At 37.7% G+C, this 15,617-nt stretch carries 14 protein-coding genes and 1 tRNA gene; 12 read left to right on the top strand and 3 right to left on the bottom strand.

What is annotated here, in order from left to right; translation table 11 throughout:
• Positions 1 to 7: 7 nt before the first annotated feature.
• Both FHX64_RS02100 and FHX64_RS02095 read right to left on the bottom strand, forming a co-directional pair.
• A complete protein-coding gene (locus FHX64_RS02100; RefSeq protein ID WP_183412193.1) occupies positions 8 to 229 on the bottom strand; it encodes a hypothetical protein in 222 nt (73 codons plus the stop codon).
• A gap of 82 nt (positions 230 to 311) precedes the next feature.
• Positions 312 to 4,220, bottom strand: a complete 3,909-nt coding sequence (locus FHX64_RS02095; RefSeq protein ID WP_183412192.1) for a Pls/PosA family non-ribosomal peptide synthetase — start codon at positions 4,218 to 4,220, stop codon at positions 312 to 314.
• Between the two features lie 702 nt (positions 4,221 to 4,922).
• Between FHX64_RS02095 and FHX64_RS02090 the strand changes: the two genes are divergently transcribed.
• The 8 genes from FHX64_RS02090 (at position 4,923) to FHX64_RS02055 (ending at position 11,564) form a co-directional block, all read left to right on the top strand.
• The gene (locus tag FHX64_RS02090) at positions 4,923 to 5,474 is read left to right on the top strand and encodes a DUF4827 family protein (RefSeq protein WP_183412191.1); all 552 of its coding nucleotides are present in this window, start codon (positions 4,923 to 4,925) and stop codon (positions 5,472 to 5,474) included.
• Between the two features lie 86 nt (positions 5,475 to 5,560).
• A complete protein-coding gene (gene glmM / locus FHX64_RS02085; RefSeq protein ID WP_183412190.1) occupies positions 5,561 to 6,946 on the top strand; it encodes a phosphoglucosamine mutase in 1,386 nt (461 codons plus the stop codon).
• A 3-nt stretch (positions 6,947 to 6,949) separates the two neighbouring features.
• On the top strand, positions 6,950 to 8,029 hold the full coding sequence (gene gmd / locus FHX64_RS02080) for a GDP-mannose 4,6-dehydratase (protein ID WP_183412189.1): 1,080 nt from the start codon (positions 6,950 to 6,952) through the stop codon (positions 8,027 to 8,029).
• Positions 8,030 to 8,053: 24 nt separating this feature from the next.
• Complete coding sequence (locus tag FHX64_RS02075) at positions 8,054 to 9,136, top strand: GDP-L-fucose synthase family protein (protein WP_183412188.1); 1,083 nt, start codon at positions 8,054 to 8,056, stop codon at positions 9,134 to 9,136.
• Positions 9,114 to 9,680 (top strand): 5-formyltetrahydrofolate cyclo-ligase, encoded by a 567-nt coding sequence (locus FHX64_RS02070; protein ID WP_183412187.1) that lies wholly within the window; start codon positions 9,114 to 9,116, stop codon positions 9,678 to 9,680. The genes FHX64_RS02075 and FHX64_RS02070 overlap by 23 nt, the downstream gene beginning before the upstream one ends.
• A gap of 215 nt (positions 9,681 to 9,895) precedes the next feature.
• Positions 9,896 to 9,969 (top strand) — tRNA-Asn (locus tag FHX64_RS02065).
• Positions 9,970 to 10,147: 178 nt separating this feature from the next.
• Positions 10,148 to 10,933 (top strand): class I SAM-dependent methyltransferase, encoded by a 786-nt coding sequence (locus FHX64_RS02060; RefSeq protein WP_221202121.1) that lies wholly within the window; start codon positions 10,148 to 10,150, stop codon positions 10,931 to 10,933.
• A 43-nt stretch (positions 10,934 to 10,976) separates the two neighbouring features.
• A complete protein-coding gene (locus FHX64_RS02055) occupies positions 10,977 to 11,564 on the top strand; it encodes a DNA-3-methyladenine glycosylase I (RefSeq protein ID WP_183412185.1) in 588 nt (195 codons plus the stop codon).
• 4 nt (positions 11,565 to 11,568) lie between these two features.
• On the opposite strand, the gene FHX64_RS02050 is transcribed toward FHX64_RS02055, so the two are convergent.
• Positions 11,569 to 12,198, bottom strand: coding sequence for an MgtC/SapB family protein (locus tag FHX64_RS02050; protein ID WP_183412184.1), 630 nt, complete (start codon positions 12,196 to 12,198; stop codon positions 11,569 to 11,571).
• Positions 12,199 to 12,603: 405 nt separating this feature from the next.
• On the opposite strand from FHX64_RS02050, the gene FHX64_RS02045 reads away from it, so the two are divergent.
• The 4 genes from FHX64_RS02045 to FHX64_RS02030 all read left to right on the top strand — a co-directional run bounded on the left by FHX64_RS02045 (position 12,604) and on the right by FHX64_RS02030 (position 15,613).
• The gene (locus tag FHX64_RS02045) at positions 12,604 to 13,683 is read left to right on the top strand and encodes an SGNH/GDSL hydrolase family protein (RefSeq protein ID WP_183412183.1); all 1,080 of its coding nucleotides are present in this window, start codon (positions 12,604 to 12,606) and stop codon (positions 13,681 to 13,683) included.
• Positions 13,684 to 13,935: 252 nt separating this feature from the next.
• Complete coding sequence (locus tag FHX64_RS02040) at positions 13,936 to 14,346, top strand: secondary thiamine-phosphate synthase enzyme YjbQ (RefSeq protein ID WP_183412182.1); 411 nt, start codon at positions 13,936 to 13,938, stop codon at positions 14,344 to 14,346.
• Position 14,347: 1 nt separating this feature from the next.
• On the top strand, positions 14,348 to 14,854 hold the full coding sequence (locus FHX64_RS02035; protein WP_183412181.1) for a GNAT family N-acetyltransferase: 507 nt from the start codon (positions 14,348 to 14,350) through the stop codon (positions 14,852 to 14,854).
• A gap of 165 nt (positions 14,855 to 15,019) precedes the next feature.
• Positions 15,020 to 15,613, top strand: coding sequence for a DUF4251 domain-containing protein (locus tag FHX64_RS02030; RefSeq protein ID WP_183412180.1), 594 nt, complete (start codon positions 15,020 to 15,022; stop codon positions 15,611 to 15,613).
• Positions 15,614 to 15,617 lie beyond the last annotated feature (4 nt).

Here is a 15,617-nt window from a genome sequence, read left to right as displayed (position 1 = left end):
TTCCATCTTACTCTTCCCAAGGATCGAGATCCAGATTAGTCGAGGCATATATATTCCGATTCATATAATTTAGAATACGTTGAATATACTCCAATAACGCCTTCGCTTTTACATTATTGCTATCCTGCTGTAAAATCGTTTGCAGTTTATTAATTGCTTCGTTATATTTTTGATTTGCAATGAGTGAACTAATTTCCTCAAAAATATTATCATAATTGGGTTGTTCCATCTTGATATCTTTTCTATTGGTGATGATAAATACTGCGTTGTACCCACAACACAGCTCTAAGACAAAACAAAGATACAACACACTAAGACGGATTTGCAGGAACCCCTTTAAATATTGTATTAGCAGGCAACGTTTCACTTTTCATCAATACAGAAAGAGGTTGTAAAATAGCATCATGTTCCATTTTTGAATCATACAAAACAACTGCCATGCCACCCACGCTACAATTATTTTCTATATCGACAAACGACATTTTCATGACTCGGTCTTCAAATAAATGTGTCTGCAAGGTACAATTGTCGTTTACAGCCACATTATCTCCCATCTTAATCAAGTCAAACTCTGTAATTTGTGTTGTAAACATACATGCTTTTTTCCCTATCTTACATCCGAGTAAACGCAACGGATATTTGATAAACGGCGTACCTGTCAGAATATTTAAGAAAAACAGTACCAAAAAATTTTCATAAACGCCTGTTACTAACTCACTTCTCCATACATAATGACTCCATAATGGCTTCTTGGCTGGTTTGTATTTTCCAATAACAATCCATTTAAAAATAGCCATTGCCATAGTTCCCAAAATAGCAGCTCCAAGATACATGAAAGGAAACAAAAGGAAAAGCTCACCCAGTGACTTCGTAACTTGCAAATAAGAAGCAACATCCGTAATCAGGGCTGCCAAAGCAATGAAAAATGTTGCAGGTAAGGTAACCCGAAAAAACTCAATGGAATAACGAAGTATAAACAAAAGTTTCGTGGGTTTATAGGTTTGTTTAATGGAAAAATCCTGATTAATATCACGTTTTGGAAGATAAACAGCAGGAGAACCAAACCATGATGAGCCATCTTTCGCGGGGAGATTTTCCTGACTCATTTTTGAAAGTACTCCAACCAAAACATCGCTACCAAGTCGGGTTCCCGGACTTATCACGGCACTGTTTCCTACAAAGGTACGATCTCCAATGCGGGCTTTTGCAATGGTAATATATCCGTTTCTCACATGTGAAGCACCTACAGAAACGGAATCAGCAAGGAAACATTCGTCCCCAGTCTCAAGCAGATCAGGAGAAATGAATTCAACCGTAGCAATTTCAACCCGTTTACCCATTTTTACACCTAACATTTTAAACCAAGTTTGTAAATAAAGTGTAGTGTATAGTGTTCCAATAACCTGTAAACTCAATTTCATCAGTTGATCAAAGAACCACTTCTTATAGTAAAAAATACTATTAACGGGATATTTGCCTTCCTTGATATTTCCTAGCATCAACCATTTCAAAATCGCAATAATCACCGTCAAAAGCACCACAAATGAAACCCCTACTCCAATGGTCGACCATAAAAAATGAAATCCTCTCGAAACATAGGCCAAGTGTGTAATCAAAACCAAGCCAGGAAAATAAGCAAGCATTGTAATCAAAGGAATAAGGAAGATGCTGATAAAAAACAATATGGAATTACGTACCGACCAAAGCTTTTGATGCTCCGGTTTCCCATTTGTCCCGATTTTCACAGCAGGCGATCCGCTCCATTGTTCATTAGCAGGAATCACTGTTCCTTCTGCAACCAAGGTAAGATCGTCAATAGACGAATTGCGTTCCATCTTGGTATTATGAGATAAATTGCATCGTGTGCCCACAAAGCAGTCATCCTCCAATGATATGTCTCCAATATACAAAAACCCATCTGCAATGTTGTAACCCCGAAGATGCGTATCCGTACAGATGCTAACGTTATCACCTATACGCAGCAAATCAAAAGCAGAAATAGCAGAAGTATTGATATAAACATTCTTCCCTATTTTAGCTCCCAATGCCCGCAAAAAAACATTCATTATTGAGGTCCCGGTAAAATAATTAATAGGTGCAATATTAATAACTTTATCAACAATCCAAAACCGAAAATAATAACTCCCCCACAATTTGTATTTTCCGGGTTTTATTCGACCTATAACTGCCCATTTAAATCCAATAGCAAAAAGAGAAAGTACAGGCATCAGAATAAAGTACATCCATAGCATTGTCACCATAGAATGAAATACACCATTATCTGCCTGATAATAATATGAATAAACAAAGAAAGGACCTAGCCATTCAATGCCAAACAACAACAAAAGGAAAATCATAGCAATCCCTTGAAAAAACACACACGTGTAATAATTCATTTTAGAAGGGACATAAATATCTCGTTCTTTTTTGGACGCTGTTTTTTGTTCGGGTTGTTGTTGTTTTTTTTCAAGCTCCTTTGCCAAATCAGATAAAACAGGAAATTTATATACATCAACAACTGACATAGTGGCAAACATCGCTTTTTCTCTCATTTCAGATACCACCAATGCAGCTAACAATGAATGACCTCCTAAATCATTGAAAAAATGATCATCCATAGATATGTTGTCGCGTTTGAAATGCTTCGCCATAATAGTCACCATGGCTTTTTCCAAAGTTGTTGATGGAGCAATAATCTCTTTCTTAGCAGAATATGAAAGCGGGGTATGAGGTACAGGTAATCTTTTCCGGTCAATTTTTTGACTGGTTGTCATAGGCAGCTGATCAATCACATCCAATGTGGAAGGGATCATGTAGTATGGCAATTTCAACCGTAATAAGTCAGCCAGCACTTCACGGTCAATTTCCGTATTGTGATCCACAACAACATAAGCAGCCAATTGCTGTGTCGCGCTATCCAAAGCAACAACAGCAGCTTGAACTCCATTAAATTGCAGAAGTAATCCTTCTATTTCTGCCAATTCAACTCTGAATCCTCTGACTTTCACTTGTGCATCAGCCCTACCCATAAAGAAAAGTTCACCATTTGATGCATATTTTGCCAAGTCGCCTGTACGATAATAACGCCTATAACTCCCATCAAATCTATCAGTTGAAATAAACTTCTGACTGGTAAGATCGTCACGATGTAAATATCCTCGTGCAACGCTCGGACCACCAATAAGTATTTCGCCTTCTTCTCCTTCAGCTACAGGTTCTAATTGTTCATTGACCACAAAAATATCATACCCTAACAGTGGACGGCCAATACTCACTGGTTTTGCAGCTTCCAATATTGAATATGTTGCAATCACCGCTGCTTCTGTCGGTCCATATGTATTATACACTAATCTACCAGGTTTGCACCATCTATGAGCAATATCCGTTGAACAAACTTCACCTCCGAAAATCAATATTTTCAAATTAGGAATATCCTCATGCACCATCGACAATAACGTTGGCGCACATGACAGAAATGTAATATTCAGATCGTTCAAAATAGAAGCAAACCGATCTCCCGAACGCATAATCTCAAAAGTTCCCACTACAAGTGTAGCTCCTGCCGCAAAAGTGACCCAAATTTCTTCGACAGACGCATCAAAAGAAACGGAGAAACCTTGTAAAACACGGTGTGTGTAATCCACAGGATAAATTTCCTGAGCACCTATTATATAGTTAATCACATTCCGATGCTCTAGCAATACGCCTTTAGGCTCCCCGCTACTCCCAGAGGTATAAATTATATAGCAAAGATTATTAGATTCTCTATGGATGACGAATGGGTTACTATCTGAATAGCGATGCAATTCCTGCATTTGATGGTCAATATTGAAAACAGGATATTGATCCAAATGAGAAGCAACTCGTTCCAGCATACCATCATCGGTTATCAGCATTTTTGCATCCGAATCATGCATAATGAAATTAACCCTTTCACCAGGAGCTTCCGGGTCTATTGGAATATAAGCTCCTCCCGCCTTCAGAGTGCCTAACATGGCAATGTAAACTTCAGGAATACGAGGTAGCAAAATAGCCACTTTTTCTTCTGGAGCAACCTCATGCTCTTGTAAAAAATGAGCCAACCTATTTGCTAAACGATCAACTTCGGAATATGTATAATGCTTCTTCCCATATTCTATAGCAATGTTATCTGGATATAACTGAGCTGTTGTTTCAAAAAACTGATCTAAAAACGCGGGTCTGTTTATTTGAGAATCCATATTTATTATCAAAGAATGCAAAAATCAATATTTAAGAGCATGAAAACAAACGGAGTGAATCAAAATATCAGTACGTTGAGATAAAATCATTTATAACCATACTTCTACTTACACATGTTGACCAAAAGACGTTGTCAATCTTACTGTAACATGTAGTTTTGACTCTATAATTTGAAAAAGGTTGAATGAGAATACAATTAATATTACTAAAGAGAAAGAATAAAGGTGTCAGTTCTTTTATCTTGCGATATGAAATAAAGCATTTTACCAATAAAGATTGGCCGGTAAAATTTGTATTATGCCTAATTAAGAGCTGAAAGCGAGACATTTATATATAATTAACCATTAAGGATTTTGCGTTGTTACAAATTGTCTCATTTTGTAGGCTCTCCAGATAAACAGGAACCACATCTTAAATGTTTTTGAGATGATAAATAGCGTATTTTCAGCATTACATCAGGATACAAAGATAATTCCATTTTCAAAAACAATATTGATAATCAAATCGTTATACCTTAAATTATATACATTTGAAATCACTCAAAAAGCATACAAAGATATAACAATTTACAGGTATTTGCTGCTGATCATTACCTATGAAAAAATGAATCATTAGATTGCCTCAAAACGAAATAAAATTGTAACTTTGTCGGCAATAAATCCTTACTGTTAAGGAGATAATTTTACAACCCTTTTCCACTTATGAAACGAATCCCCGTTTTTATTCTAAGTAGTTTTTCCTTTCTTCTATTGCTAACGAGTTGCACTTCTTCAGGGACTTATGCAAATCTCTTAAAAGCACAAGATGTTACAATCAAAAACTATGTAAAACAAAATGGTATCCAAACCGTCGGAACATTACCTGCGTTTGACAAATGGACATCTTCTAAAGAATATTATGTTAGTTCTACTGGTTTATACTATCATTTGAATGTTTGTGGTGATACAACTACCGACTCTATTCGAGCAGGGGATGAAGTTTCGGTGCGTTATCTGAAAATTTCTATCACAACACCGCCGGATACTGTGGAAAACTCATGGACAACACTTGACTCACCCTATCCTTATATGATGATATACCGGGTCAGTGGTTCTGAACCTCCTGCATGGCAAGAAGCCATTTCTTATATGAAATATAGTGGAGCGCAAGCAACGCTCATTGTTCCTGGAGGAATAGGCTTTTCCGCAGAACAAACCAGTATTATTCCTTACATTCACGTAATCAGTATTCTGAAGATACCGGGTCAAAACTAAATAAGGTTTTAAAATAATAACACAATGATTATAATCTGTTTACATATAAACGATGATAATCGTATTTTTTAGAGACAAACGGAATTATGACGCTTATCAAATCAATTTCAGGTATTCGGGGCACAATTGGTGGCCAAATTGGAGAAGGCTTGAATCCGCTGGATTTAACCCGGTTTACTGCAGCCTATGCATTCTGGATCAAGCAAAAGAACGAAAAAAAAACCACTATTATTGTAGGACGTGATGCACGTATTTCCGGTGAAATGGTAAATCATGTCGTAATTGGTACGCTTTTAGGAATGGGCTGTGACGTAATCGATATCGGTTTGGCTACGACACCTACAACTGAAGTAGCCGTACAATTGGAGCGCGCTGCAGGAGGCATTATCTTAACAGCCAGTCATAATCCCAAGCAATGGAACGCATTGAAATTACTCAACGGACAAGGCGAATTTCTTAATGCACTGGAAGGCGAAGAGGTATTACAAATCGCCGAATCCGGAAGTTACCGGTTTGCCCCGGTTGACGAATTAGGAAAGCTAACGTATGATAGCAGTTTCACACAAAAGCATATTGAAAAAGTATTGTCTTTACCATTGGTCAATATAGAAGCTATTTATCGCTCAAACTTCACGGTGGCTATTGATTGTGTCAATTCGGTTGGAGGAATTGCTATTCCTGAATTATTGAAAGCTTTAGGTGTAAACACAATAGAAATGCTGAACTGTACACCTAATGGCAATTTTGCACACAACCCGGAACCCCTTCCCGATCATTTAACCGAAATCTCCGGATTACTAAAACAAGGCAACGTTGATGTGGGATTTGTTGTCGACCCGGATGTTGACCGCTTAGCCATCATATGTGAAGATGGGTCAATGTTTGGAGAAGAATACACGTTGGTTTCGGTCGCCGATTATGTTTTAGCACATACCACAGGGAACACGGTATCAAACAAGAGTTCTACCCGTGCCTTGAGAGATATCACCATGAAACATGGAGGACAATATACTGCTTCAGCAGTGGGAGAAGTCAATGTGGTTGAAAAAATGAAAGCAACCCAAGCTATTATAGGAGGAGAAGGAAATGGTGGCGTTATTTATCCGGAATGTCATTATGGTCGCGATGCATTAGTCGGCATTGCACTTTTCCTATCACATCTTGCTATAAGCGAAATGAAGCCTACCGAATTACGTCGAACTTATCCGGCCTATTTCATGGCTAAGAAACGTATGGATTTGACCTCTGAAATCGATGTGGACAAACTCTTGCAACACATAGCAAATCAATATACATCACTTGATGTAAGCACGATTGACGGGGTCAAAATTGACTTTCCAACCAGTTGGGTTCATCTTCGCAAATCCAATACAGAACCCATTATTCGTATTTACACGGAAGCTCCTTCTCAGGAAGAAGCGAATCGGTTAGCTGACCAATTTATCTCCGAAATTACTACTTTTATTGCATAAACTATGGGTAAAACAGCACTTATCACTGGAATTAATGGGCAGGATGGCTCATATTTAGCCGAGTTTTTATTAGATAAAGGGTATCAGGTGCATGGCATTATTCGCCGGAGTTCCATCTTTAACACACAAAAGATTGAACATTTATATATTGATGACCTGATTGAAGATATGCACAAGAATCGTAAAATTCAACTGCATTATGGCGACATGACTGATTCGTCCAATCTTATTCGGTTGATGCAGGAAATCAAACCTGATGAGATCTATAATTTAGCTGCACAATCGCACGTGAAGGTATCATTCGAAGTTCCTGAATATACAGCTGAAACAGATGGAGTCGGTACATTGCGCCTTTTAGAAGCGGTACGCATATGTGGTCTTGAAAAAACAACACGCATTTATCAGGCATCTACTTCCGAGCTTTTTGGCAAAGTACAGGAAGTGCCTCAAACGGAAACTACTCCGTTCTATCCCCGTTCTCCTTACGCAGTAGCAAAGATGTATGGCTTTTGGATTACCAAAAACTACCGTGAAGCTTATAATATGTTTGCTGTCAACGGTATTTTATTTAATCATGAATCGGAACGACGTGGAGAGACATTCGTAACTCGTAAAATTACATTGGCCGCTGCCCGTATAAAAAGAGGATACCAACAAAAGCTCTATTTAGGGAGCCTTGATTCGTTGCGAGATTGGGGATATGCAAAAGATTACGTCGAATGTATGTGGTTGATTCTTCAACACTCAACGCCAGAAGATTTTGTCATTGCTACCGGAGAAATGCATACCGTTCGTGAATTTTGTACCTTGGCATTTGCAGAACTTGGCATTGATCTGGAATGGCAGGATCAGGGAATCGATGAAAAAGGAATTTGTAAAAAAACGGGGAAAGTATTGGTTGAAGTAGATCCTAAATACTTCAGGCCCACTGATGTCGATCAACTGCTTGGAAATCCAGCTAAAGCAAAAAAATTATTAGGATGGAATCCAACGCAAACATCTTTCAAAGAATTGGTAACGAGAATGGTACGGTTTGACTACGATTACGTTGAAAAGATCAATCAATCACGCATCAAGTGGTAATGCATGACTACACACTGAAAACTTATGACAAAAGATGCTAAAATATTTGTAGCTGGCCACAAAGGATTGGTTGGATCGGCTATTTTGCGCAACCTTCAATTAAAAGGATATACAAACTTTATAATAAGAAGTTCTTCGGAACTGGATTTGCGCAATCAACAAGCTGTATCTGATTTTTTTGCTAACGAAAAGCCTGAATATGTATTTCTTGCAGCAGCGAAAGTAGGTGGTATCGTTGCCAACAATACATATCGCGCCGAATTTATACACGACAATCTTGCCATCCAAAACAATGTCATCCATCAATCATATGTGCATGACGTCAAGAAATTACTATTTTTAGGCAGTACCTGTATTTATCCGCGTGATGCCAAACAACCGATGAGCGAACAAGAACTACTGACTGGCCCCCTGGAATACACCAATGAACCGTATGCCATTGCAAAAATTGCAGGATTAAAAATGTGCGAAAGCTATAATCTACAATATGGGACCAATTATATTGCGGTAATGCCGACTAATTTATATGGCCCAAATGATAATTTTGACCTACATTCTTCCCACGTTCTTCCAGCATTAGTTCGTAAAATACACCTTGGCAAATGTTTAGAAAACAACGATTGGAATGCTATTCGTGCTGATTTCTCCAAGAGACCGGTTCAAACAACAGACGGCAATGCGTCTGAACATGACATAACTGAAAAACTCAATGCCTTTGGGCTATTTCAAAAAGATGGTCGGGTTGAAGTAGAAATTTGGGGCAGCGGTAAGCCACTTCGTGAGTTCTTATGGAGCGAAGAAATGGCAGATGCCTGTGTTTTTATTATGGAGAACATTAACTTTGATGACCTGAAAGGGGATCAACAAGAAATACGTAATTGCCATATCAACATCGGGACAGGCGAAGAACTATCTATTAGGAAATTAGCAGAAACTATTCAGTCAACGGTTGAATTCAAAGGTTCTCTACGTTTTAATACTGAAAAACCCGACGGTACTATGCGCAAATTGACTGATCCGTCCACGTTAAATCGGTTAGGATGGAAACATACTATCCAAATTGAAGAAGGAATCAAAAAGTTATATGAGTGGTACCTCTCTCACTGAACAAAAAAAAGCACTACGTTTGCTCATTAAGGAACGAAAAAAAACGCTCGACGTAAAAGATCGGGAAGTGTTTTCGTCCCAAATTTTTGATATACTGAAACAAAATGAACTGTTTCAGAAAGCTAAAACTATACTCTGCTACTGGTCAATGCCTGACGAGGTAGAAACGCATACGTTTGTCCAAAATCATTTATCGGAAAAGGTTTGGTTGTTGCCGGTTGTAAAAGATGACACCTTGGAAATCAGACAATTTACCGGAGTACATGATTTACAGCAAGGAGTGCTGAACATAGGAGAACCGTTAGGACAACCATTTGAAGGCAACATCGATTTGGCAGTTATTCCTGGAATGGCATTTGATCGCGATGGGAACAGACTGGGACGTGGAAAAGGTTACTACGATAAATTCTTATTACAACACAATTTACATACCATAGCTGTTGCATTCTATTGTCAGATAGTAGATGAAGTTCCAGTAGGGAAATGGGATGTCAAAATGCATCATATCATCACGGAAAAAGGCATTATTACTCCTATTGCATAAAGTTCTGCAGAGTAAATTCATCTTTGGTAATTTACAATCAACAAATTAGAAATTGAGGTGTTGATTTGCAAAAAAAATTAGCCAAAACATTTGCATGATTCGAAGGAAACACTTACCTTTGCATCGCTTTTGAGAACGATATGCCATGCTAAAAGCTAAGTTAGAACAGCGATTCAACGTAAAATGACAACTCTCAAAAACACTTTCTATTATCTTCTTCAGTAGCTCAGTCGGTTAGAGCACCTGACTGTTAATCAGGGGGTCGTAGGTTCAAGTCCTACCTGAAGAGCTAAAAAACCACTTACAAAATATGTAGGTGGTTTTTTATTTTTGCCAATGATAACTAATCTCTCTTTACGTCATTTGTTGAGATATAACGAAAATAAGATGGGATTTGCATGCTGACGATAAAATAGTGAACTTTGGAGAAAAATAAAGCAGGCTATGCTACATACAAAACAAACCATATGCAATCATTAAAAAGAACCATTGAATCTATACATGAAAAAGGATTGATATTTATACTGAAAAAACGATTATCCAAATTAAGAGGAGGTAAGATCAGCCATTTTAGCCTATTAAAGGAGTTGCTTGAAAATAAAAACGGATTAGAAATTGGAGGTCCCAGCAGTATTTTTCAGGATAAAGGAGTAATTCCAATTTATAAATTTATCAAAACACTTGATGGATGCAATTTTTCGACACAAACCATCTGGGAAGGAAATATTGAAAGTGGAAATCCATATTTCTACTATCCAGACAAAAATGGAATTCAATATATTTCAGAAGCCGCAGATTTGAGTGTTATCAAAGATGCTTCGTATGATTTTGTTATATCTTCCAATTGTCTGGAACACGTTGCTAATCCATTACAGGCTATTCAGGAATGGATCAGGGTAATTAAGCCCAATGGCATAATTCTTTTGGCACTACCTAACAAAGCATATTGTTTTGATCACTACCGTCCAATAACTTCATTTGATCATTTAATAAAAGATTTTCAAAACAATATTCAGGAAGATGATCTAACTCACTTGAATGAAATACTCCAATTGCATGATTTAACAATGGATTTGCCGGCTGGAGACAAGGATCAATTTAAATCGAGATCATTAAAAAACTTAGAAAATAGGACATTGCATCATCATGTATTTGATATAGATCTTCTCAAATCAATCTTTCATTATTTCAAACTGGAAATTCTGCTCACTCACAAAGGACGCGATTACGTCATTGTAGGAAAAAAGATTTGATAACTATAATGCTTCAGCATAAACAGATAAATTTTGATTCAAGATGGTGAAAACACGTTGTCCATGGGCGGATACAAATGATTGGAACAAGATATATCACGATACGGAATGGGGTGTTCCGGTTCATGATGATACCAAGTTATTCGAGTTTCTGGTTTTAGATGCTTTTCAAGCTGGATTAAGTTGGGTAACCATATTAAAAAAACGTGAGAACTTCAGAAAAGCTTTCGATCATTTTAATGCAAACATCATTGCATCCTATACCGAGGATAAAATACAATCATTAATGCAGAATGCCAACATTATCAGAAATCAAATGAAAATTAGGGCGACAGTTGATAATGCTCAGTCTTTCTTACAAATCCAGGAAAAATATGGCAGTTTCGATAAATATATTTGGCAGTTTACAAATTATCAGACCCTAGTAAATTCATGGATTAACCAGGTTAATATTCCAGCCAGCAGCAAAGAATCGGACGAAATGAGCAGGTCACTCAAAACGCATGGTTTTAAGTTTGTAGGGACAACAATTTGTTATGCTTTTATGCAAGCTGCAGGCATGGTTAATGATCACACCATTCATTGCTTCAGATATCAGGAGGTGCAACAGATTCATCAAAGCGACTTGTAGATTACTAAACTTCAAATCTTGTAACATGATTATTTGTGATTAGAAAAGTATCAATACGTTTACCTTTTTTAGGCGAAATCTCAATACTATATTCCACACAGACCTGATTATTATCATGTTTGCTAATCTTGCTCCTTGTAAAATGGATTTGCATTGAATTAAACTCTTTTTCCAGTGCCTCTATTGAATAATCAGACGCATCAAAATAAATCTCATATATCTTAATCTGATGTAGATTATCAAAGATAGCTTCCAGTTTGGACAAAGTAATCATCACCAACAAAACCAGAACCACTACAAATGCAGCCAGAATAAAGTGTTGCAAACCGATACACATTCCAACAGCGGCAGCCATCCAAATCACAGCAGCTGAAGTAATTCCTCTCACTGTTGCCCCTTCCTTGAATACTACTCCAGCACCTATAAAACCAATTCCTGTCACAATATTAGCAGCAATATGATCACTGCCCGACAAAGACACAGAAAGAATCGTAAACAAGCAGGAGCTCACCGAAATGAGGATCATTGTCCTGAAGCCGGCGGGTTTACTATGGTATTCTCTTTCCAACCCAAGAATAGCACCGGCTGCTAAAGCAGCTAAAATTTGCAAAATATGCTCATATTCAGGCCTCATAGTGATGATATATGATTGTTTAATGGATTAACAAAGGTCGAAAGTCTATCAACGGTCAAAAAGTGTAAAGTCAACAACAAGTCTAAAAAACAAGAGCCAAGAAATCTGACTATGACCTACTATCTACCTTGTAGTTGTTATCTTCTGGTCTTCCTCTAACTTCTTTAACTTCTGACTTTCATTGTCAATTGTTTCTTGCCAAAGATCAGATTTTTCTTTCTAAATTGCAAGTATTATGATGATTTTTTGAAACATCTCCTTATTCTCCAAAAAGCAATAACCATTCAAGCTATTTCTATCAATTCTGGAAATAAAATAGTAAATTGCCCCTTAAAATTTGATTCGTCATTAATGCGGAAATATGCTCATAATCTTTTAACAATCAATACCAATAGCACTTTTCATATGACAACAAAACATTCACTTATTCTTGTATTGTGCCTTTTCTTCGGCTTGATTCAGGCACAAAACAAACTGGTTCCGTATAACAACCAGCACATTTCTTACGAAGGAAGAATTTTATATCAACCTAATGCGGCTGTGCTTTCGTGGCCGGGAACATCTGTCTCGATTCGTTTCAAAGGAACCGAAATTTCCGCCATCATGCAGGATCAGGATACTGCCAACTATTATAACGTAATTATTGATGGGAAAGTAGCTGCTAAAATCCACACAGACACAATAAAGCACAGTTATGTGCTGGCATCAGGATTAAAAGATGGCAACCACACAGTAGAATTATTCAAACGTACCGAATGGGACAAAGGGAAAACGTTGTTTTACGGATTCAAACTGGCCGGTAAAACAAAATTATTGACTCTTCCGGCTCCCGAAAAACGTAAGATTGAGTTTTACGGCAATTCCATCACATGCGGTTATGGAGATGAAGATCCTCATGGACACAATTCTTCTTTAGGTTGTTTTGAAAATAACTATGCATCATATGCGGCTATTACAGCCAGACATTTCCATGCACAATACCGTTGCATAGCAAAGAGTGGCATTGGCATCATGGTTAGCTGGTTTCCGCTCATCATGCCTGAAATGTATAACCGTCTGGATCCGACAAACCCTGCCAGCAAATGGAATTTTTCGAAATACACTCCTGATATCGTTGTAATTAATCTTTTTCAGAATGATTCATGGATTGTTAATATGCCAAATAATCCACAATTCAAGGCTCGCTTTGGCACACAAAAACCAGATGCCGCATTTATTGTCAAGTCTTATAAAGACTTTGTGGCTTCCATTCGTAAAAAATATCCGCATGCTTCTATTATATGCACATTAGGAAGCATGGATGCCACCAGAGCCGGTTCTCCTTGGCCTGAATACGTTAAGCAAGCCGTGAAAGAGTTGAATGATTCCAAAATCTATACCCATTTCTTCCCATACAAAAATACAGATGGGCACCCGAGCGTGGCAGAGCAAAATGAAATGGCAACAAGCCTTATTCAATTCATCAACAAACAGATTCAGTGGTAAGAAACAACTCAATATTCTGATTGCCTGCTAAACTTTTACATTGAACCATCTCATGCAATAATCACAAAGATAAAGCCCTTTAATTGCTTTTGCCTCTTTTTCCGACTATCTTTGGAAAAATAAAAAGCAATTGATTATTACGTCTAAGAAACTCCATTGTAATGACAATTGTCATATAATGGGGTTTCTTATTTTGGTGTATGACCGAATAGCACGAACAATAAATATTATTATCAATTAATTATAACCAGAATGATTGAGCAAACCCAATTCACTGTACACGCCCGCCACAAAGGATTTCACCTGATTACAGAAGAAATTAAACAGTCCCTGCCTCCCCTACCTGGAACAGGATTATTACACCTTTTTATAAAGCATACCTCTGCTGCTTTAACCATCAACGAAAACGCCGACCCTGATGTACAAGCGGATATGGAAAGTATCTTTAATCATTTGGTAAAGGAACGGGAACCTTATTATGAACATACGTTGGAAGGAGATGATGATATGCCTGCACATGCAAAAGCAACCTTAACAGGATCAAGTATAACCATTCCCATTACAGATCATAAGCTTAATCTGGGTATATGGCAAGGTATTTATCTATGTGAGTTTCGCCATCATGGTGGAAATCGTCAGATTGTAGCAACAATTTTAAGTTAAGATGAAACAACTGGAATTACATGTGGTACAGCCATCTGAAAAAGAGCAAGTTTTCTCTATGCTACGGGATGCCGCCCTATGGTTGAAAGAAAAAAAGATTGATTACTGGCAAAGCTGGCTGAACTCGAACGATCCCAGCTATCATTGGATTGAAGAAGGAATAAATGCCTATCAGTTTTACTTTGTGGTGCTCGATTCGAGCATTGTTGGCATGTTCAGGTTGCAATGGAATGACGAAGAATTTTGGGGTGTTCAAAACGATGATGCCGGCTATGTACATTCTTTCACCGTAGATAGAAAATACAAAGGGAAAGAATTGGGGAAACAAATTCTACTCTTGATAGAGCAAGTATGTAAAGAACACCACAAAAAATATGTACGGCTTGACTGTGGAGCCCATATCAAAGCATTATGTGATTATTACGAGAATGCGGGATTTGTTGACAAAGGAGATGTACTTTTCAAAACACATCGCTTAAAGCTTTACGAAAAACGGATTCCTGATTGACAATTGAGACTAAAAATTCAACATTAAAAACCAAAGCTACTTTTTCTGCATTCTACATAATCAGATCGGTCATTATGTTAATTTAGCCTTCCTTTTTTACAAACCGTCTTATACGCATATATCTTTGTGACGAAAATATTTTGTGTAATTCTAAAACTTGAAGGTATGAAAACGAGAAAAATCGTATTAGCCGTTTCAATGATGGTAGCAGGAGTATTGCTGGCATCTCCGTTATTAGCACGTGATTTTCCAAAGGCACAAAAAGAAAGCATCCAAAAGGAGAAAAAAGCAGCAGAAAAGGCTGCACGGGAAGCTGCACGTATGCTTACCTTCAGACAGGCATTACAAGCATTGAATGATTCAACCTGGATACTGGAAGCAAATCAGGTGTACAGCAAATGGGGGCGTATCTTTGAGGTAAACGACAACACTAATTTCATTATGCTTGAAAAGGGGAAAGCTTATTTACAATTGGCATTCAATGGATTCAGGAGTGGTCCGAATGGCATTGGCGGCATTACTCTGAAAGGATATCCAACAAAAATTACCATTACAAAGGATAAGCAAGGGAATGTTACCTATAATATGAACGTGATGGGGAATGGTTTGAATGCAGATATCACTCTTTGGCTGGGCTATGGCGATAATCACGCAGAAGCAATGGTAAATGCCACCTTTAGTAGCGGACAGGTCAGCTTTGCGGGCCGACTGGTTCCTTTGTCGCAATCAAATTATTTCAAAAGCGGCTTGGATTTCTAAAATC

The organism is Microbacter margulisiae (genome assembly GCF_014192515.1).
Lineage (GTDB): Bacteria > Bacteroidota > Bacteroidia > Bacteroidales > Paludibacteraceae > Microbacter > Microbacter margulisiae.
Note: the sequence above shows the minus strand (reverse complement) of the source record. Positions and strands in the feature narration are given on the sequence as shown.